The sequence below is a fragment of the Arthrobacter sp. CC3 genome (assembly GCF_039907775.1).
GTDB lineage: Bacteria > Actinomycetota > Actinomycetes > Actinomycetales > Micrococcaceae > Arthrobacter.
Genome location: NZ_JARCCY010000041.1, coordinates 1 through 17,922, shown reverse-complemented (window position 1 = coordinate 17,922; position 17,922 = coordinate 1). Strand labels below are relative to the sequence as shown.

Here is a 17,922-nt window from a genome sequence, read left to right as displayed (position 1 = left end):
TAAGGACCGGGCCGCACCGTTAAGCTTGTCCGGTGGTGCAAAAAGCGGAACGGGTGGGCGCGGCAAGCGCGGGCAGAAGCGGCAGGCCGGTTGGCAACGTGACCCGCGGCACCACCAACCCCAACCGGATGCGGCGCCTGGACCGGTGGCTCACCGGGACACAGGCCTGGCGGCTGCGCCGGGCAGCCGACCCGCTCGTCATCGACCTCGGCTACGGCGCCTCACCGGCCACCGCCGTCGAGCTCTTCCACCGCTTGTCTGCTGTGCGCCCGGATGTCAGGGTGGCCGGGATAGAAATCGAACCCGAACGCGTCCGGGCGGCCAAGGCACTGGAAGAGACCGGGCTGAGCTTCCATGTGGGTGGCTTCGAGCTGCCGGTGTCCGGGCAGCCGGTGATTGTCCGCGCCTTCAACGTCCTGCGGCAGTACGAGGAAGCGGACGTGGAGGCGATCTGGACCCTGGTCCGGGGCCGGCTCGGCCCCAACGGGCTGTTCATCGACGGCACCTGCGACGAAATCGGACGGCGCGTCACGTGGGTGGCCCTCGACGCCGGAGGCCCGCTGAGCCTGAGCATCTCCATGCGCTTCGGCGGCTTTGCGCTGCCCTCGGAGATCGCCGAGCGGCTGCCGAAGGCCCTGATCCACCGGAACGTGCCCGGCGAAAGGGTCCACGGTTTCCTTCAGGCCCTAGACAAGGCCTGGCTGGAGGCGGCGCCACTTGCCGCGTTCGGGAACAAACAACGGTGGACGGCCATGTGCCGGTCCATGCTCGACGGCGGCTGGCCGGTCCAGGACGGAACGTCCCGTTGGCGGCTGGGCGAGTTGACGGTGGGCTGGGATGCGGTGGCCCCGGCCACCTGATAAATGCTGCCGCTTCAGCCGGCGGCGGCAGGCAAGAGGTGTTTTCCGGTTACCAGGGCCCGTAAGGGCCCATGTTGCTGCTGCCGCCGCGGCCGGCGTCTTTCACGGCGGGCCGGACGTCGGCCAGGTAAACGGAGGCTGCGGTCACTGCCGCAAGCCCGAACAGCCCGAACGTGCCGAAACCGCCGCCGCCACCGCCATAGGCCAGGGCGCCCATGGCCTGGGCCGCGCCATACAGTGACAGGCCGCCGATGAACACGGCGCCGCCGGTCAGTGCCAGCCAGAACGTCTTGGTCCGCTTGGAAACAGCTTCGAAGGCGTTCGCCTTGTGGCGAAGGCAATCAAACAGCGCCCACGCTTCAAGGCCAAACGCCACGAGCGCCATGAGGAAATAGACCCCGGTCTCGACGTAGTTAATCAACACTTTTCCGTCCACGTCCCCAGCCTAGCCGCCCAGAGCGTCCAGTGCCTGCTCCAAATCGGCCCAAAGGTCTTCGACATTTTCAATCCCCACGCTGAGGCGGACCAGGTTGTCCGGCACGCTGACCGGCTCAGCCGCGTGGCGCCGTCGTCGTTCAATCAGGGACTCAACCCCGCCCAAAGACGTTGCGGGAAGCCACAGCTGCAGCGCACGGACCAGCTTGTCCGCCGCATCGGCACCGTTGAGTCCGTCGGCCGGGGCGATCTGAATGCACAGCACCGACCCGAAGCTCTTCATCTGTGACTTGGCGCGTTCGTGGCCGGGATCGGTTTCCAGTCCCGGGAACCGGATGCTCTCGATCCGGGGGTGGTCGCTCAGCCGGGCGGCAAGGACGGCCGCCGACGCCTGGGAGCGTTCGATGCGCAGGGCCAGGGTCCGCAGTCCGCGGAGTGCAAGCCACGCCTCGAACGGCCCGGCAATGCCGCCGTGTATGATGCGGTGGTGGAGCAGCGTCGCGCGGATCGCGGCGTCCGAGGTGACCAGGGCGCCGAGGACGACGTCGGAATGCCCGGCCAGGTATTTGGTCACCGAGTGCAGGACAACGTCGGACCCGAGGCTCAGCGGCTGCTGGACCAGGGGCGTGGAAAAGGTGTTGTCAGTGACAACGATCGCTCCGGCGTCGTGGGCTGCAGCGGTGAGGGCGCGGATGTCCGCGATCCCGAGCATCGGGTTGGTGGGGCTTTCCAGCCAGAGCATGCTGGCGGGTTTGCCGTCCGCCGGAGCCAGCAGCTCCTTCACGGCGTCAGTGTCCGCGATGTCCACGGTGCGGAGTTCGAACAGCCCCTTGTCCGCGAGTTCGGTGGCCATCACCAGGGACCCTGCATAGCTGTGCGAGGGCATGACCAGCACTCCCCCGGCCGGGATGAGGGACAGCGCTGAACTGACGGCGGCCAGGCCTGAGGCGTACAGCAGGCCGGGAAGGGATGCGCCCTCAAGCTGGCCCAGCGCTTCTTCAAACGGGTCCCAGGTGGGATTGGAGTAGCGGCCGTAGCCACGGTCGCCGTCTGCGAGCGGCCCGGTCCCGAAGTAGGTGGAGGACAGGACGATGGGCTGGTTAACAGGCGCATCGCGTTTGCGGGGCGGCCGGCCGGCGGCCACAACCACCGTTTCAGCCGACAGCGCGGCGGCCTGCTGTTCGGAAAGACTCATGCTCAAAGACTACGTGGGAGGCCCGCAGCGCAGGAAAGCCGTTACGGTCCGGCACCTGCGGTGTCAGTGATTGTCGGTAGGCTGGTTAAGTGAGTACCCAGAACCCCGGACTGTTCATCGCCTTCGAAGGCGGCGACGGCGCAGGCAAGTCCACGCAGGCCGCGGCGCTGGCCGGGGCCCTTGATTCGCGCGGCTTCACCGTGCTGCGCACCCGGGAACCGGGCGGCACCCCCATCGGCGAAAAACTGCGGTCCCTGGTGCTGGACCACGGGCACGGCCATATCGATGCCCGCACCGAAGCCCTCATCTTTGCCGCGTCCCGCGCGGCCCACGCGGACCAGGTCATCCTGCCCGCACTGGAACGCGGCGACATCGTGCTGACGGACCGCTACATCGATTCCTCGGTGGCCTACCAGGGCGCCGGACGGGGCCTTGGAACCGCTGCCGTGCGGGACCTGAACGAATGGGCCACCTCGGGCCTGCAGCCGGACCTGACGGTGCTGCTCGACGTCGACCCCGCCGTCGGCCGCCTCCGCCGGACCGCGGGTGACGCTGCCGAAGACCGGATGGAATCCGAAGCCGACGAATTCCACGCGAAGATCCGTGGCGCGTTTTTGGACCTCGCCGCGGACCGCCCGGACCATTACCTGGTGCTTGCCGCCCACCTGCCCGTCGCCGAGCTGGCAGGGCTCATCCTGGATCGGGTGGACACCCTGATCCGGTCCAGGCAGGGTTCCAGTAGCGTGTCCCGCCAGGGTTCCAGGGAAGGCGTGGCCCCGTGACTGTCTGGGACGATCTGCAGGGCCAGCCCGCCGTCGTCGCCCAGCTCCGCCAGGCCGCCCAGGGCGAAGGCCTGACGCATGCGTGGCTGTTCACCGGCCCGCCCGGATCCGGCCGGTCCAACGCCGCGAAAGCCTTTGCCGCCGCCCTCAACTGCGACCAGGAGGACGTTTCCAGGCGCGGCTGCGGCGAATGTTCGGCCTGCCTGACCATCCTGGGCGAAACACATTCTGACGTTGCGTTCGTTCGCACCGAAAAGGTCACCATCACCATTGATGAAGCACGTGACCTGGTCTCGACCGCCGGAAACCGCCCCTCCTCCGGACGGTGGCGGATCATTGTGGTGGAAGACGCCGACCGCATGGCGGAACGCACCACGAACGTGCTGCTCAAGGCCATTGAAGAGCCCACTCCCCGCACCGTATGGATGCTGTGCGCGCCCTCACCGGCGGACGTCCTGGTTACCATCCGGTCCCGCTGCCGCCCGGTGGCGCTGCGGCTTCCGCCGGCTGCCGACGTCGCGGCGCTGCTGGTGAGGCGCGACGGCGTGGATCCGGCACTCGCCGAACGCGCGGCCCGCGCGGCACAGAGCCACGTCGGCATTGCCCGCAGGCTCGCCCGGGACGCCGACGCCCGCGAACGGCGCATGGAGACAGTCCGCTTCCCGCTGGGGCTGCGGGGCATCACCGCAGCCGTCCTGATGGCTGAAAAGCTGGTGAAGATCGCCACGGAGGAAGCCAACAGCTCCAACGAAGTGCGTGACGCCGAGGAAAAGGCAGCCCTGCTGGCCACCCTTGGCGCGCCCGAAAGCGGCACCTTGCCGCCCGCCATGAGAAGCCAGCTTAAGCAGCTTGAGGACGACCAGAAGCGGCGCGCCAAACGCTCCATCACCGATTCCCTGGACCGGACGCTCACGGACCTGCTCTCGTTCTACCGGGACGTCCTCATCATCCAGATGGGGAACGCCGTAGAATTGGTAAACGTTGAACTCAGGAGCGAGCTGGCCGAGTTTGCCGGGCGGTCGAGTGCGGAGGCAACGCTCGCCCGGATGGATGCGATCAACAAGGCCCGCCAGCGGATCACCACCACCAACGTTGCACCCCTGCTGGCCATCGAATCCATGGCCGCGAGCCTGATCTAGTACCGCCCCGCCCAGCCCCGTCCCGCCGCCGTATGTTCCCCGGAGCCCACGCCAAGCCCTTCAAGGAGTCCTGCATGAAGCCTGCCCGACGTCTGCCCCTGCGGTTACCGTCCGGATCGACCGCGGCCAAGGCAGCTGCTGGCTCCCTGGCCGTATTGCTCGCACTGACCGGCTGCACCCTGTTCGGCCAGCCCGACGGCGGATCGGGCGGCGGCAGCACCGCCAAGGCTGACCCTTCGATCGCCGAAGCGGCTCCCGAAGAGCTCCGGAACTTCTACTCGCAGGAGGTCTCCTGGACGTCCTGCGAGGACAAGCTCGAATGCGCCAAAATCAAGGTGCCCCTGGACTACAGCAAGCCCGACGGCGACAGCATCGAGATCGCGGCCCTCAAAATGAAGGCAACGGGCAAAAAGACCGGCAGCCTGCTGGTCAACCCCGGCGGCCCGGGCGGTTCCGGCTACGACTTCGTCAAGGATGCCGGCGCCACCAACATTTCCAGTGAAGTGCGCGCCAGCTATGACCTGGTGGGCTTCGACCCCCGCGGAGTGAAGCGGTCCTCCCCCGTCACCTGCCTCACGGACCAGGAACGCGACGAATCCCGGACAAAGAACTATGACCTCAGCTCCGACGCCGGGCTGGCGGCCGCTGTCGCGGACAACAAGGCAACGGCAGCCAAGTGCGCCGAAAAGACCGGCCCTGTGCTGGGCCACGTGGACACCGTCAGCGCCGCCAAGGACATGGACATCCTGCGCGCCGTGGTCAACGACGCCAAACTGAACTACCTCGGCTACTCCTACGGCACGTTCCTGGGTTCCACCTATGCCTCGCTGTTTCCGGACAACGTGGGGCGCATGGTGCTCGACGGCGCCCTGGACCCGTCCCTGAGCAACGAGGAGCTCACCAGCGGCCAGGCCCGCGCCTTTGAGAAGGCCATCCGCGCCTACGTGGAGAAGTGCCTCGGTGACAACGGCTGCCCCCTGAGCGGCACCGTGGACAGCGGCGTCCAGCAGATCCGCGACGTCGTCCAGTCCGTGGACGCCAACCCGCGGCGTGCCCAGGACGGCCGGATGGTGACCGGCTCGGCCTTTGTCAGCGGCCTGATCCTGCCGTTGTACAACGACGACAACTGGCCGCTGCTGACCCAGGCCCTGGACGCCGCCCTGAAGGGCGACGCCTCCCCGATGCTGCGGCTGGCAGACTTCGGCGCCGACCGCGATCCGAGCGGCAAGTACACATCCAACAGCGCCTTCGCCTTCAATGCCATCAACTGCCTGGACTACCCCATGGTGAGTAACCCGGCTGCCATGCGGGCCGAAGAGCAGAAGCTGCGGCAGGACTCCCCCACCCTGGGCTACTTCTTCGCCTACGGCGGGACGAACTGCCAGGACTGGCCCTACAAGAGCACCCGCACACCGGCACCCGTGGAGTACCCGGGCTCGGCCCCGATCGTGGTGGTGGGCACCACCGGCGACCCCGCGACCCCCGTGGAATGGGCAGGGGCCCTGCGCAAGCAGCTGGGCAACGCCTCCCTGGTGACGTGGAAGGGCGAGGGCCACACCGCCTACGGCCGCTCGAACAGCTGCGTCACCGACGCCGTGGACGGCTACCTCCTGACCGGAGAGCCGCCCGCGGACAACACGGAGTGCTAGGGCGGCCGGAGGCCTGATTAGTTGGACCGGGGCTCCAGCAGCACCGGCAGGTCCCGGATGGACTGTACGACGGCGGTGGCGCCGGCCGCGCGCAGCGCCGGCTCCCCGTGCGCTCCGGTGAGGACACCGGCCACTGTGCTGGCGCCTGCCCGCAGGCCCGACTGGATGTCGGCACAGCTGTCCCCCACGACGGCGACCTTGCGCACGTCATCCAGGTCCAGGGCCAGGACGGCTGTCAGGATCATGTCCGGATAGGGCCTGCCCCGCCCGGCGTCCGCCGGGCAGAGGCTCAGGTCGGCCAGCCCCATCCAGCCCAGGCTCTCCAGCACCATGTTTTGCGTGTGGCGGCCGAAGCCGGTGGCAAGGCAGACCAGGATGCCCGCTTCGCGGAGCCAGGCGATGGCGTCTTCCGCGCCGGGAACCGCCTGGATGACGCCGTCCGCTATCAGCTCGTCGCAGCTGCGTTCGAAAAAGGTGTTGGCTGCGGCGGCCCGGTGCCGGTCCTCGAACAACTGGCTGAACACAGCGAGTTTCGACATGCCTGCCGTGTCCTTGGCGTAGCGAAGCATGCGCTCGAACTGCGCCGATCCTTCCCCCACACCCTGGTCCGCCAGGGTGCGGGTCATGGCGCCTTCCAGCAGGCCGCCGTCGAAAACTGTTGTTCCCACCATCGCAAGCACGGCCAGCCGCACCTCATGGGCGGCGCCGGGAAAGCTGCCACGGAGAGCGGCTTCCGGTGCTGATGCGTCTGCTGTGTCCGGAGTCATGGCCAAGCCCCTTCGCTGACATGCGGCCGCCGACGCGGCCGCGTTTGGTCGTTCCACAGTGCAGGCGCTCCGGGACCCAGAGCTGAACCCGCACCGACCGCAGGGTGAACATCCAAATAACGTCCGCAACGGCCATTCTGCGGACGTCCGGTCCGCTCATTTTGACCCGGGCAGGGGACTCTATTACAGTTGTCTCTTGCATGATCCGCCCGGTTTTCCGGGATTTGTTGTGCGGTGCTTCCTTAGCTCAGTCGGTAGAGCGTTTCACTCGTAATGAAAAGGTCATCAGTTCGATTCTGATAGGAAGCTCGGGATAGACCCCCTAGAAATCAAGGTTTCTGGGGGGTCTTTTCGCTGGTTAAGCCCAAAAGACCCCCACTGGGGGCAAGGCGCAGAATGGGCCTGCGCCGGTCAGCGCCGAGGACTTGAACCCTTCACGATCGCGGGGTGCACGTGTTCACCCCGGCTCAAGCCACTACCACCCATTCGTCGGTGTAGTCGGAGAACGGAGGTCGGTCGGGGCAGTCGATGGACGTCGCAATCACCGAACCCAGGTCCACCTCGAACCGGACGCAGGCGCTGACCGTCCGTTGCTCGCCCCAGAAGCCTCCGCTGGTCGTCACGTGCTCACGGTAATAGTGATCGGTATGGAGATTCCCCTCGGTGTCCCAGCCGAAGGCGTAAGGGTCGCGGTTGTCGCTCAGGTCTCCGAGCCTGGAGACCACCAGGTCCCGGTTGCCCGTATCGGCGGCTGCCGTGAACCGGATGAACCAGTCTTTGCCTTCGGCCGCCTCTTGTCGGATGGCGTTGCGTCCTATTTCCTCGATGGAGGCCCTGGCGCAGGAAGTCATGACGAGCACGAGAGACAGGGAGGTGGCAACCAGAGCGCCAATGCCGCCGGGTGTCCCCCAGACCCGACTAGCCTTCAGTCTCCCCCGTGCGAAGTTCTGATGAGTCAAAAGAGTCCCCCAAAGTTTGTTCCCGGCGCGCTAAGTTGTCATGCGAACCGACGTACGTGCTTCCACCCGGGGTCAGGATCGTGGCGGGTGGCCCCGCCGGCCACACGAGCCGCGGTCTCGATGGCGTCGCGTCCGTTTTGGTCCTCGGAGTCCGAGTAGTAGTGCAGCAGCCTTGCACCGGCTGCTGTCTCATGGGCGACCAAGATCCCCCGCGGTCCAAGTGCCGCGGAGATGTCATCCTCGATTCCGCGGAGAGAATCGAGAGAGTCCACCGTCGGCAGCCCGTCGTCCCGCTTGTCGTCATACGGGATGCGTATTTCGGTATGCAGGTCGAAGAGAGGGTAGTCGATCCATCGCAGGGGCCGGCGGGCGCTTACGATGACCCTTTCGCCGCCGTGTGTCATTCCCTCCATCAGAACCCATTTGTCCGCCTGGGCTTGTGCGGCCATTGCGTCGATGGCCGCGGTGAGATCTGATGCGGTGGCGGTGGCCGTCTCTCCGTTGTCGGTTATTTCTATGGCGCGCACCCATCGTTCGACCCCATCCTCGCCGAGAATCCAGTCGAGGAGCAGGAAGGATACCCGGAGGGGCCCGTCCTCAGTCATTTCCACAAAGAGCGGGTGATGAACGTCTATGTCAAGGCATTCACTTTCGGAGTCCAGCTTTAGACCGAAGCGGACATCGCCAAGGCGAAGCCGGTGGCCATCGATCTCGATGACGTTGCCGAGCACACCCTCGGCTGGCTGGCGGGCGGCAGCGTACTCCCAGGATTCATCCGCGGCCGGAGCCGACCGAAGCCATTGTTCCGCGATTCGCCGCAGAGCGGCATCGCCTTCGGAGCTGACGGCAAGGAGATTGCGGGACGTGCGCCCGGGTCCGGTGTCCCATGCCAGGTCCGGGTCGACGGCAGCGAGTTGTTGGCTCATCTCGTTGGGCAAATCACCCCATTGACCGGTTGCCGCTGCGGCACTGAATCGGGCCGCACCTTCCGATGTCCACCATTGCCAGAATTTTGAAATTGGATGTACGGAGGCCGGAGCGGCCTTGCGCCTCAAGAATCCCATATCAACCCTTCCTCGGCGCACCACGTCGCCCCCGCCTGAATCTACCCCCGGACACGCAAGACCACGTCGAGAATTACCTGTTCTGAGCGGGGCACTTCTGGATGCGGTTCATCACTGCAGCACAGAGCCCGGCCGGGTAGATCCGACCGGGCTCTCTGCCGCCTAGTTCACTGACGTCAGTGTCAGGTGTCAGTCGACTTTGCCGGACAGTGCCACCAGGACACCTGCCAGGGCGAAGAACTTGTTGCCTCCCAGTTCGCGGACCGTGTTGATGCCAAGGCCGGCCAGCAGTTCGTCGTGCTTCTCGGTGAGACCGGCAAGGGCCGATGGTGGCGCGGCCAGGACCTCGTCCAGCGTCGAATTCTCGTACGCCTTGTCGAGTGCTTTGCCCAGTTCAATGGAAACAGCCATAGTCTTGCCCTTTCGTCAATGCGGAAACAAGCCAACCGCCTCGGCCTCACTGAGTAAGGCCTCGGCGGCGGACGAGGGAATATGGGTTCCCGCGTCTGGGGGCAACACTATCCATGGTCTGTAGGAGTGTCGCGCATATGCATGCTGGGCCGCGGGATAATTCACCGGCAGACTGCAACTCAGGGAGCCATGCTCCTGATCCGCTCAGGAAGACGCCCTGCCCGTCACCAGCAGGTCACCCACTTGGCAGTCCAGCGCGTCACAGATCGCCGTCAGCGTGGAAAACCGGATGGCCCGCGCCCGGTCGTTCTTGAGCACTGATAGGTTCACCAGGCTCACACCGACCTGCTTGCTTAGCTCCGTCAGGGTCATCCCCCGCGCCTCGAGGAGTTCATCGAGGCGGCAGTGAATATCCGAGCCCTCGTCATCGGCCGGCATTAAACCAGCCCTTCGGTGTCCTGCTGGAGGCGGCGGCCATACTGGAAGACCCCGGCGATCAGCACCATGACCAGGCCAATCGTCAACGGGGTGGCGTTGATCTCCGCCGCGAAACCGTGTGACAGCCCCGGGGTGCGCCCGTTCGCTGCGATCATCTCCGCCACCCGGCCCAGCGCCCACCCGTCGAGGACCTGGCCGAACGTGCCGGCCAGCGCCAGAAGGGCGCCGCCGGCACCCACCATCCAGACCGATTCTGCGGTGAACAGGACAGCACTGCGAAGCCGGTAGGCCAGCAGGAACACCAGTGCCAGAACGGCCAGGACGCCCACCTGGTTCAGCACCGCGCCCCAGGCCAGGAGCTCCGCGGGACCGGCCGGAAGTTCGGGAATGGTGGCCTCCAGCGACGTGTAATGCCCAGTAGATTCCAGCTCCAGGCCGGGGACCAACTGGTCTTTGCCGGCAAGCGGAAGCTCCAGTGTCACGGGTCCGGTGAAATACCCTACGATTCCCGCTACGGACAGAGCGGTTGTGAGTATTGCGGCAGCGGCCGACGAGATCATCACGATGGTCGCCTCTTTCCGGGAGACAATCGTCGTCCATCCGCGCTGCGGCCTGCCCTGGTCTTGCGTTGCTTCCATCATTCCCCCACGAGTTATCGACAGTCGTTAATAACGACAATCGATAAGCTACGGCAGTCTGCCGGTCTGGTCAACAGCGGCGGATGCTCTTTGGCGAACCGCAACAAGCCGATGAGTAGGATGAGCGACTGTAGGGACAGACGGAATTTCTGCGGCACGTTACAGAGAGGAACCCCACTATGGCTCAGTTCACCGGCAAGGTCGCCCTGGTCACCGGAGGCGGCTCAGGCATCGGCGAAGCGATCAGCAAGGAACTCGCGGCGAAAGGCGCCAAAGTTGTCGTGACCGATATCAACCTGGACGCAGCGCAGCGGGTTGCCCGGGAAATTGTGGATGCCGGCGGCACCGCCTCAGCGGTGCGGCAGGACACGGCAAAAAAGGAGGACGCCGAGATGGTTGTCCGCCATGCCGTGGACACGTACGGAGCTTTGCACTTCGCGGTCAACAACGCCGGCATCGGCGGCAAGCAGGCCCCCGCAGGCGAGACGGACCTGGACGAATGGGACAAGGTCATCGGCATCAACCTCAACGGCGTGCTCTACGGGATGCGCTACCAGATCCCGCAGATGCTCGAGGCCGGGGGCGGGAACTGCGCCATCGTGAACATGGCCTCCATCCACGGCACCGTCGCGGCACTGGGCAACGGCGCTTACACCGCAGCCAAGCACGGCGTCGTCGGAATCACGAAGAACGCCGCCGCCGAGTACGGGCCCCAGGGTCTGCGCATCAACTCTGTTGGCCCCGGCTACATCAAGACACCGCTTGTCGAAAGTAGCCTCAGCCCCGAAGTCCGGAAGGCCCTTGAGGGAAAGCATTCCTTGGGCCGGCTCGGCACGGCGGAGGAAGTTGCCCACCTTGTCAGCTTCCTCCTCTCCGAGGAAGCGTCGTTCATGACGGGCGGCTACTACCTGGTGGACGGCGGCTACACGGCTGTATGACAGCTGGCCGGTGACCGGGGTTCCTGACGATGCCGTGGGAGGCGCCGGTCACCGCCGCTTGAACATAACCCCTCCGATGAGCCCTGCGAGCGCGGCCGGCAGGGCGAACAAACCAAAGATCTGCGGCATCAACGACGGCGGCGTGGTGATCATGGTCGCCAGGCCCACCAGTGCCACCGGCGCCGCAACGCAGAGCGTCACCCATAGCGGGTACTGCCTGATCTGGGACCAGACCGCCGCTGCAATGGAGGCAGCCGACCCGGCGAGCATGAACAGCCGGCCCACACGCAGCCGCTCCACAAACTCCGGCACCGGCTCGTAGGCGAACAACAATGTCCGCTCCAAGGAAATGCCTGTCAGGACGATGGAAACGCCGACCAGCCCTGCCCAAGGCAGCGCCCGCCCCCTCCACCACCGGCGGACAACGTAGCGCTCATCTCCCGGTGAGTTCGTCACCCTGCGATCTTATCCGCTGGCAGCTGCAGGGCACCCGCAGAGCGGAAGCCGGCGCTATTGAAATCCGGCAGGCCGTCCGAAACTCTTGAGCTGTGGAACAAGGCTCGTCTGGCCGGACAGCTCCCCGGCGCGGGGTCCCTCCGGCCACACCGTGGGGCATGGTGCTCAGGTTCGGGCTGGTCAGCCTGGCCGTAGATGCCGTGTCCGACGGCGCGCGCCCGCTCGCCGGACCGCTCCTTGCCCAGTTGGGTGCCTCCGCCTTGGTGATCGGGCTGGTCACCGGCGGCGCCGAGGCTGCAGCCCAGGGGCTCCGGCTCGTCTTCGGGCCCTGGGCGGACCGAACCGGGAAGTACTGGACGTTCACGCTGGCCGGCTATGCCCTCACGGCGCTGTGCATCCCGCTGCTCGCCGTGGCGCCCGCACTGGGTGCCGCGGGGCTCATGCTGGCCTCCGCCCTCATCATTGGCGATCGCGTGGGCAAGGCTGTCCGCAGCCCGGCGAAGACCGTCCTGCTGGCCGCCGTTGCCGAGCCAATCGGGCGTGGACGCGGTTTTGCCGTGCACAAGTCCCTGGACCTTGCCGGCGCATTTGCCGGGCCTCTGATCGCCTCCGCTGTCATCGCGGCCACCGGCGCACTGTGGCCGGCGTTCGCGGTCCTGGCGATTCCTGCCGCGTTTGCCATGGCCCTCCTGTTCCGGATGCGGCGCCGCATCCCCGATCCACACGGACCACGTGTGCCGGGGATGCTGGACGCGCAGACAGATTCGGACGCTGGGGCCTCTGCCGCACGTCAAAAGGAGCGCCTTTCCGCGGTATTCGTCCTCTTCGCCGTTTCCGCATTCTTCTGGAGCGCCGGTCTGGTGGCCTTCGGAGTCATCGCGTTCCACCTGACGTCCACTGTTGGCGTTCCCGTGGCCGCCGTCCCGCTGGTTTACGCCGGCGGCATGGCAGCCGCCGCCCTGGGAGCCCTCGCCAGCGGCTACGCCTACGACCGCGCCGGCGGCGCCGTGCTTCTGGTCCTGCCGGCCCTCGTGGCCGTGATCCCGGTACTGGCTTTCTCCTCGGGGGCGGGACCGGTCCTGGCCGGAGTGTTCGTGTGGGGAGCCGCCAGGGGCATCCAGGACTCCACGGTGAAGGCACTGGTGGCCGATCTGGTAGTACCGGAGAAGCAGGGAACGGCATACGGAATCTTCGCCGGTTTCGAGGGAGGCGGCGCACTCGCCGGCGGCGCCCTGTACGGCGCGCTCTACGGTTCCCGCCCGGCCCTCATTGCTGCCGTGGCCGCACTGCAGGCGGTTGCGACGGCCCTGCTGCTGGCAACCGTGATCAGGTCACGCCGGACCGGCCCCGCCCCGGAGTCCGCCCATGGTCCGGAACCTGAATGACAGTTTCCGGAGTTCACCGAAAGCCAGGACTGCGGATGCCAGGAGGACGCAGGCTCCCCAGTGGTACGCGTCCATGGATGCCGTGCCGAAAGCACGCTGCAGCAATGGCACCTCAACCACGGCCACCTGCAGGACCACAGCCAGCGCGACGGCACCCCACAGCCATTTGTTGACGAACAGGCGGTGGAACGCGCTGGAAGTCTCGGACCGGGAGTTGAACGCGTTGAACAACTGGGCGAACACGAGGGTGGTGAACCCTGCGGTCCGTGCCACCTCCAGGGAATCGTCGCCTTCCACCAGCCCGCCCGGGAGGAAGATGTCGATGGCGAACAGGGATGCAAGCCCCATGACGAGGCCCACCGACAGAATCCCGGACCACATCCGCCTGCCGATGATCCGCTCGGTGCTCCTGCGTGGCTGGCGCGCCATGACGTCGTCGATCTCGGGGTCCACCCCCATGGCGAGCGCCGGGCCGGAATCCGTCACCAGGTTGATCCAGAGGATCTGGGTGGCGAGCAAGGGCAGGGCAACAGCCTCGCCCGGGGCACCGGCCAGGCCCAGCGCCCCGGCAAAAACGACGCCGAGGAAGACCGTGAAGACCTCTCCCATGTTGGAGGACAGGAGGTAGCGCAGGAATTTTTCGATGTTTTCGAAGATGATGCGGCCCTGGCGGACGGCCGAGACAATCGTGGCGAAGTTGTCGTCGGCCAAAATCATCTTGGACGCCTCCTTTGTGACCTCTGTCCCCGCGATGCCCATGGCAATGCCGATGTCCGCCGACTTCAGCGCCGGTGCGTCGTTGACTCCGTCCCCCGTCATGGCCACCACGTTGCCCTGTGCCTGGAGCGCATCAATGATCTGCAGCTTGTTCTGCGGTGCCACCCGCGCGTAAACGGAGGTGGCGGCCGTGACGGCGTGCAGCCCTGCCTCATCCAGCGCATCGAGCTCCGCCCCGGTGACCGCACGCTCCCCCGCTACCGCTATCCCCAGGTCGCCAGCAATCCGGGCCGCGCTGAGCGGATGGTCGCCGGTGATCATCAGCACCCGTATTCCGGCATTCTGCGCCGCGGCCACCGCAGCGGCGGCCTCCTCCCGGGGCGGGTCGATGATCCCCACCACTCCGAGGTACACCAGCGTGCTTTCATCAGCTTCGTCCAGCACCTCAAGTTCGTGCCGGTCCTCTTCGCCGTAGCGGCGGTAGGCGACGCCGAGCGTCCGGAAGGCCTGCGCGGACAAAGCGTCCACCGCTGCCAGCGCCTGGTCACGGCGCACCCCGTCCATCGGAACAATGCTTTCACCCACCTGCAGACCGGTGCAGCGTCCGAGCAGCACGTCCGGTGCACCCTTGGTGACCAGGGACAGGGTGCCCAGTTCCTTGTGGTGCGCCACCGCTGACATCAGCTTCCGCTCCGAGGTGAACGGCACTTCACCGTGACGTTCATATTCGCCGACGCGCTCCGTGACGCCTTCCAGCTTGCGGGCCGCGACGAGGAAGGCCGCCTCGGTGGGATCCCCCTGGATCTCCCACTCGCCGTCGTGCTCTGCCAGCTGGGCGTTGTTCGCGAAGGTGCCGCCGGCAAGGACAAGGCCCACCTCCAGCAGCACGGCCGGATCGATATCGTCCCTGCCCTCCTGGCGGGCGCGGCCCTCCGGCCGGTAGCCGACGCCCGTTAGTTCCACCTCGCCCGAAGCCGTGACAATCCGGCCCACAGTCATCTCGTTCCGCGTCAGCGTTCCGGTCTTGTCCGAGGCGATCACCGTGGCGGAGCCGAGTGTCTCCACCGAGTGCAACTGCTTCACGACGGCGTTGCGCCGGGCCATGCGCTGCACGCCCAACGCCAGCACAACAGACAGGATGGCGGGCAGCCCCTCCGGGACAGCCGCCACCGCGAGCGACACACCGAGCAGCAGGACGGTCACAAGGTCGCTGAGTGAGGTGACGCCGTTAACGGCCACCACGGTGACCATAACCACGACGGCGATGACGATCACCGTGGTGCCCAGAAGCCGGCTCACGCCCGCAATTTCCTTCTGCAGCGGCGTCGGCTCGGCGACAGTCCGCTCTAGCATCCCGGCGATGTTGCCGACTTCGGTGTCCATGGCCGTTCCGGTCACCACCGCCCGTCCCACGCCCTGGGCCACGGCAGTGCCCTTGAACACCATATTGAGCCGGTCGCCCAGCGGAACAACACCGGACAAGGTTCCCGGGTTCTTGAAGACCGGCTCGCTCTCTCCGGTCAGCGAGGCTTCGCTGACACGAAGCGACGTGGCGGTGACCAGGCGGGCATCCGCCCCTACGGCATCGCCCTCACCCAGGACAAGGATGTCGCCGCGAACAAGCCCCGCTGAGGGCACCGTCTTCAGCTGACCGTCGCGCAGGACAGTGGAGTTGGCCGCCGTCATGACCTGCAGTGCCGCCACGGCCGTCTCGGCTTTGTTCTCCTGGACAAAGCCCAGCACCGCGTTGAACAGGACCACGGCACTGATCACGACGGCATCGACCGGAACGCCGCCGGCACCCTCCGCTGCCCAGGCAACCACTGAAATGGCGATCGCAGCCAGCAACAGGTAAATCAGCGGATCCTGGAACTGGGAAACGACCCGCCGCCACCAGGGTGCCGGCGGCGCGGACTCGAGTTCGTTGGGCCCATCTCGCTCAAGCCGGCGGGAGGCTTCCGCCGAGGAAAGGCCGGTAGCGGGGTCAACACGGCAGGCGGCCACGGCTTCGGCCGCCTCACGGAGGTGCCAGGGGACGGCATCGGGGGATGCCGCCCGTCGAGGGGCATCCGTCATGGCGCTGTCACCCACATGCCCCCACCCTTGCCCACCGGGCGGGACGGCGCAAGGGGCCTACGGCCCCCGTCCGGCGTCGGCTCAGCGGCCCGCCCACACCGACGCGGCCCCGGAGTGGCCGGTGATGATGCTCTGGTAGATCAGGGCTGCGCCCGCCAGGGCCCCCACCGTCAACGCGGCGATCCGAACCGCGCGATTGTCCTGCAGCCGTCCGATGGATCCCAGCCGCCGCGCAAAGGGTTCGTGGGTGACAGCCAGCATCACGGCCATGACCACAAAGAACGCCACGGCAAGGTACTTCAAGAGGTCGCCCTGTTCAACGTGCTCGCGGAGGAGATACGACCCCGGACGTGTTTCCTCCAACTGTTCGCCTGCCTGTGCGGTGATAAGCGTTAGCGGCACCAGACCGAGGGAAAGCACGCCCAGCGGCCACACCAGGTATTCCCGGGCCGCACGCCACACGCCGTAGACGATGGCAGCGATCCCCGCCAGCGGAGACAGTACGACGACGCCGTGGATCAGCAGGATGTGGGCAGGCAGCCCCGCTATTTCGATCATTCGAATTCCTCCACTACAACATCAGGTCCCGGATGGATTGACACGCCGGCGCAGCTGCGCGTTAACCGGACCCCTATGATGCTCGCATGGGAGAGCAACAATTAGCCGATATTGCCTCCGCGCTTTATCGGTTGCCGCTCGAAGGATTCGTGGCCGCCAGGACCGCGGCGGCCAAAACTGCTGCCGCGGACAGCGGGCGGGATCTCGCTGATTCCGTCCGGTCGCTGCCCAAGCCCTCGGCCGCGGCCTGGGCGGTGAACATGCTGGCGGTCCACCGGCCGGACGAGCTCAGTGAGCTGGATGCGCTTGGCGCCGCCATGCGCAGCGCCCAGGAAGAGCTCGACGCCGGCGCCCTCCGCGCGCTCTCGCAGGAGCGCCGGCAGCTGCTCACCCGCGTGATGGGAACAGCACGTGAGGTGGCGGAGCAGCAGGGACGAAAAATAAGTGCCGCCGTGGCAGCCGAAGTTGAAGCCACGTTGCGGGCCGCCACCGTGGACGAAGGTGCGGCGTCAGCCGTGCGGAGCGGCCGCCTGCTCCGGGTACTGTCGGCCGACGGCGTGGACCGCGTGGACCTGCGGGATGCCGTGGCGGTCCCCGGCGCGCCCGCGCAGCCGGCAGTGCCGACGTCGGGCAGTGGCCTGAGTGCGGGAGCGCAGGGGGCGCAGGGGGCGCCCGGGACACCGAAACACGGCGTCCCGAAGTCCGCGCCGCCGGACAGCCCGCCTGTTTTAGGGACGGCCGAAAGACCGCGCTTGAAGGCCGTCGGGACGAAACGGCCGGCTCCCGCGCCGTCGGCCGTCGAGCGCGCCGCGGCCCGCCTGTCCGAGGCGGAAGAAGCCGCCCGGTCGGCGGCGGAGGAAGCCCGGCAACGCACCGCGGACTTCGACGAAGCTGAAACGGCACTGACCCGGCTGGGCGACGAAGCCCGGAGCCTCCGCGCGCGCCTCAAGACGGTGGAAGAGGAGTTCGAGCTTGCACGGCGGCGGCGGGAGTCCGCGGCCGCCCAGATGCAGCTGGCCGCCCGCGCCGCGGAAAAGGAACAGCGGGCCGAAGTGCTCGCGAGGGAGAGAGTGCTCCGGCTTCGCAACACGCCGGACTGAGTCGCCTTTACTGTCGGAGGCCGGCTGCACACTGGACTCATGGATACGAACCTCAGCACCAGCCAGGCGGCCACGCGGGGAAACCTCGGCGGCGACGCACCGGAGCCCCGGGAATTCCACGTGACCTATTTTGATACCGACTGCGGCCTGATCCGCACGGAAACGTTCGATTCCCTGCCCGCGGCGGAGCGATTCGCCAACCGGAGCATTTTCGATGAGCAGGGTTGGGCCGTTATCGACGCCGTGCCCGCAGAGCAGGGACGGCTGGCGGCCTGAGAAATCGAGTAGGTGGGTCGGGTTTCCCGACCCACCTCTCACACCACCGTACGTGCGGGCCTCGCATACGGCGGTTCGC

At 66.8% G+C, this 17,922-nt stretch carries 19 protein-coding genes and 1 tRNA gene; 9 read left to right on the top strand and 11 right to left on the bottom strand.

Annotation, left to right across the window (positions count from 1 at the left end; genetic code table 11):
• Window positions 1–32: 32 nt before the first annotated feature.
• On the top strand, window positions 33–860 hold the full coding sequence (locus PV761_RS19525; RefSeq protein ID WP_347899329.1) for a class I SAM-dependent methyltransferase: 828 nt from the start codon (window positions 33–35) through the stop codon (window positions 858–860).
• Window positions 861–909: 49 nt separating this feature from the next.
• On the opposite strand, the gene PV761_RS19520 is transcribed toward PV761_RS19525, so the two are convergent.
• Together PV761_RS19520 and PV761_RS19515 are read right to left on the bottom strand one after the other, a co-directional pair.
• Window positions 910–1,296, bottom strand: a complete 387-nt coding sequence (locus tag PV761_RS19520; protein ID WP_347899328.1) for a DUF2516 family protein — start codon at window positions 1,294–1,296, stop codon at window positions 910–912.
• A gap of 9 nt (window positions 1,297–1,305) precedes the next feature.
• Window positions 1,306–2,490, bottom strand: a complete 1,185-nt coding sequence (locus PV761_RS19515) for an aminotransferase class I/II-fold pyridoxal phosphate-dependent enzyme (RefSeq protein WP_347899327.1) — start codon at window positions 2,488–2,490, stop codon at window positions 1,306–1,308.
• A gap of 89 nt (window positions 2,491–2,579) precedes the next feature.
• On the opposite strand from PV761_RS19515, the gene tmk reads away from it, so the two are divergent.
• From tmk to PV761_RS19500, 3 genes are all read left to right on the top strand, one after another.
• Window positions 2,580–3,272, top strand: coding sequence for a dTMP kinase (gene tmk / locus PV761_RS19510; RefSeq protein ID WP_028271031.1), 693 nt, complete (start codon window positions 2,580–2,582; stop codon window positions 3,270–3,272).
• Window positions 3,269–4,411, top strand: a complete 1,143-nt coding sequence (locus PV761_RS19505; protein WP_347899326.1) for a DNA polymerase III subunit delta' — start codon at window positions 3,269–3,271, stop codon at window positions 4,409–4,411. Before tmk ends, PV761_RS19505 begins: the two co-directional genes overlap by 4 nt.
• Before the next feature lie 74 nt (window positions 4,412–4,485).
• Window positions 4,486–6,060, top strand: coding sequence for an alpha/beta hydrolase (locus PV761_RS19500; protein ID WP_347899325.1), 1,575 nt, complete (start codon window positions 4,486–4,488; stop codon window positions 6,058–6,060).
• Between the two features lie 17 nt (window positions 6,061–6,077).
• Here PV761_RS19500 and PV761_RS19495 read toward each other — a convergent pair whose 3' ends face one another.
• Entirely contained in the window at window positions 6,078–6,827 is a 750-nt protein-coding gene (locus PV761_RS19495) for an HAD family hydrolase (protein ID WP_347899324.1), read from the bottom strand.
• Between the two features lie 236 nt (window positions 6,828–7,063).
• Here PV761_RS19495 and PV761_RS19490 point away from each other — a divergent pair.
• Window positions 7,064–7,136, top strand: a tRNA-Thr gene (locus tag PV761_RS19490).
• Between the two features lie 158 nt (window positions 7,137–7,294).
• On the opposite strand, the gene PV761_RS19485 is transcribed toward PV761_RS19490, so the two are convergent.
• From PV761_RS19485 to PV761_RS19465, 5 genes are all read right to left on the bottom strand, one after another.
• Entirely contained in the window at window positions 7,295–7,678 is a 384-nt protein-coding gene (locus PV761_RS19485; protein ID WP_347899323.1) for a hypothetical protein, read from the bottom strand.
• 146 nt (window positions 7,679–7,824) lie between these two features.
• Complete coding sequence (locus tag PV761_RS19480) at window positions 7,825–8,712, bottom strand: DUF695 domain-containing protein (RefSeq protein ID WP_347899322.1); 888 nt, start codon at window positions 8,710–8,712, stop codon at window positions 7,825–7,827.
• Between the two features lie 327 nt (window positions 8,713–9,039).
• The gene (locus tag PV761_RS19475) at window positions 9,040–9,261 is read right to left on the bottom strand and encodes a hypothetical protein (protein ID WP_028271036.1); all 222 of its coding nucleotides are present in this window, start codon (window positions 9,259–9,261) and stop codon (window positions 9,040–9,042) included.
• 204 nt (window positions 9,262–9,465) lie between these two features.
• Window positions 9,466–9,699 carry a helix-turn-helix transcriptional regulator gene (locus tag PV761_RS19470; RefSeq protein WP_028271037.1) on the bottom strand — a complete coding sequence of 78 codons (234 nt, stop codon included), beginning with the start codon at window positions 9,697–9,699 and terminating at the stop codon, window positions 9,466–9,468.
• Entirely contained in the window at window positions 9,699–10,337 is a 639-nt protein-coding gene (locus tag PV761_RS19465; protein WP_347899321.1) for a hypothetical protein, read from the bottom strand. Before PV761_RS19465 ends, PV761_RS19470 begins: the two co-directional genes overlap by 1 nt.
• A 179-nt stretch (window positions 10,338–10,516) precedes the next feature.
• Between PV761_RS19465 and PV761_RS19460 the strand changes: the two genes are divergently transcribed.
• A complete protein-coding gene (locus tag PV761_RS19460; protein WP_347899320.1) occupies window positions 10,517–11,275 on the top strand; it encodes a glucose 1-dehydrogenase in 759 nt (252 codons plus the stop codon).
• Between the two features lie 48 nt (window positions 11,276–11,323).
• Here the strand turns inward: PV761_RS19460 and PV761_RS19455 are convergent, their stop codons facing one another.
• Window positions 11,324–11,731 carry a hypothetical protein gene (locus tag PV761_RS19455; protein WP_347899319.1) on the bottom strand — a complete coding sequence of 136 codons (408 nt, stop codon included), beginning with the start codon at window positions 11,729–11,731 and terminating at the stop codon, window positions 11,324–11,326.
• A gap of 158 nt (window positions 11,732–11,889) precedes the next feature.
• Between PV761_RS19455 and PV761_RS19450 the strand changes: the two genes are divergently transcribed.
• The gene (locus tag PV761_RS19450; RefSeq protein ID WP_347899318.1) at window positions 11,890–13,116 is read left to right on the top strand and encodes an MFS transporter; all 1,227 of its coding nucleotides are present in this window, start codon (window positions 11,890–11,892) and stop codon (window positions 13,114–13,116) included.
• On the opposite strand, the gene PV761_RS19445 is transcribed toward PV761_RS19450, so the two are convergent.
• Both PV761_RS19445 and PV761_RS19440 read right to left on the bottom strand, forming a co-directional pair.
• On the bottom strand, window positions 13,063–15,909 hold the full coding sequence (locus PV761_RS19445) for a cation-translocating P-type ATPase (protein ID WP_347899340.1): 2,847 nt from the start codon (window positions 15,907–15,909) through the stop codon (window positions 13,063–13,065). The two genes, PV761_RS19450 and PV761_RS19445, sit on opposite strands and share 54 nt — an antisense overlap.
• A gap of 81 nt (window positions 15,910–15,990) precedes the next feature.
• Window positions 15,991–16,467: a hypothetical protein gene (locus PV761_RS19440; RefSeq protein ID WP_347899317.1), complete on the bottom strand. Its 477-nt coding sequence runs from the start codon at window positions 16,465–16,467 to the stop codon at window positions 15,991–15,993.
• 86 nt (window positions 16,468–16,553) lie between these two features.
• Here PV761_RS19440 and PV761_RS19435 point away from each other — a divergent pair, with 86 nt between their 5' ends.
• Both PV761_RS19435 and PV761_RS19430 read left to right on the top strand, forming a co-directional pair.
• Window positions 16,554–17,567, top strand: a complete 1,014-nt coding sequence (locus PV761_RS19435; RefSeq protein WP_347899316.1) for a hypothetical protein — start codon at window positions 16,554–16,556, stop codon at window positions 17,565–17,567.
• A 39-nt stretch (window positions 17,568–17,606) separates the two neighbouring features.
• Window positions 17,607–17,843, top strand: a complete 237-nt coding sequence (locus tag PV761_RS19430; protein WP_043438487.1) for a hypothetical protein — start codon at window positions 17,607–17,609, stop codon at window positions 17,841–17,843.
• The last annotated feature ends 79 nt before the right edge of the window (window positions 17,844–17,922 follow it).

Bases quoted from the DNA above. Each gene is read 5' to 3' on its own strand.
- PV761_RS19515 (WP_347899327.1), bottom strand. From the start codon at position 2,490: ATGAGTCTTTCCGAACAGCAGGCCGCCGCGCTGTCGGCTGAAACGGTG.
- PV761_RS19500 (WP_347899325.1), top strand. From the start codon at position 4,486: ATGAAGCCTGCCCGACGTCTGCCCCTGCGGTTACCGTCCGGATCGACC.
- PV761_RS19495 (WP_347899324.1), bottom strand. From the start codon at position 6,827: ATGACTCCGGACACAGCAGACGCATCAGCACCGGAAGCCGCTCTCCGT.
- PV761_RS19485 (WP_347899323.1), bottom strand. From the start codon at position 7,678: ATGACTTCCTGCGCCAGGGCCTCCATCGAGGAAATAGGACGCAACGCC.
- PV761_RS19480 (WP_347899322.1), bottom strand. From the start codon at position 8,712: ATGAGCCAACAACTCGCTGCCGTCGACCCGGACCTGGCATGGGACACC.
- PV761_RS19475 (WP_028271036.1), bottom strand. From the start codon at position 9,261: ATGGCTGTTTCCATTGAACTGGGCAAAGCACTCGACAAGGCGTACGAG.
- PV761_RS19470 (WP_028271037.1), bottom strand. From the start codon at position 9,699: ATGCCGGCCGATGACGAGGGCTCGGATATTCACTGCCGCCTCGATGAA.
- PV761_RS19465 (WP_347899321.1), bottom strand. From the start codon at position 10,337: ATGGAAGCAACGCAAGACCAGGGCAGGCCGCAGCGCGGATGGACGACG.
- PV761_RS19460 (WP_347899320.1), top strand. From the start codon at position 10,517: ATGGCTCAGTTCACCGGCAAGGTCGCCCTGGTCACCGGAGGCGGCTCA.
- PV761_RS19450 (WP_347899318.1), top strand. From the start codon at position 11,890: ATGGTGCTCAGGTTCGGGCTGGTCAGCCTGGCCGTAGATGCCGTGTCC.
- PV761_RS19445 (WP_347899340.1), bottom strand. From the start codon at position 15,909: ATGACGGATGCCCCTCGACGGGCGGCATCCCCCGATGCCGTCCCCTGG.
- PV761_RS19440 (WP_347899317.1), bottom strand. From the start codon at position 16,467: ATGATCGAAATAGCGGGGCTGCCTGCCCACATCCTGCTGATCCACGGC.
- PV761_RS19435 (WP_347899316.1), top strand. From the start codon at position 16,554: ATGGGAGAGCAACAATTAGCCGATATTGCCTCCGCGCTTTATCGGTTG.
- PV761_RS19430 (WP_043438487.1), top strand. From the start codon at position 17,607: ATGGATACGAACCTCAGCACCAGCCAGGCGGCCACGCGGGGAAACCTC.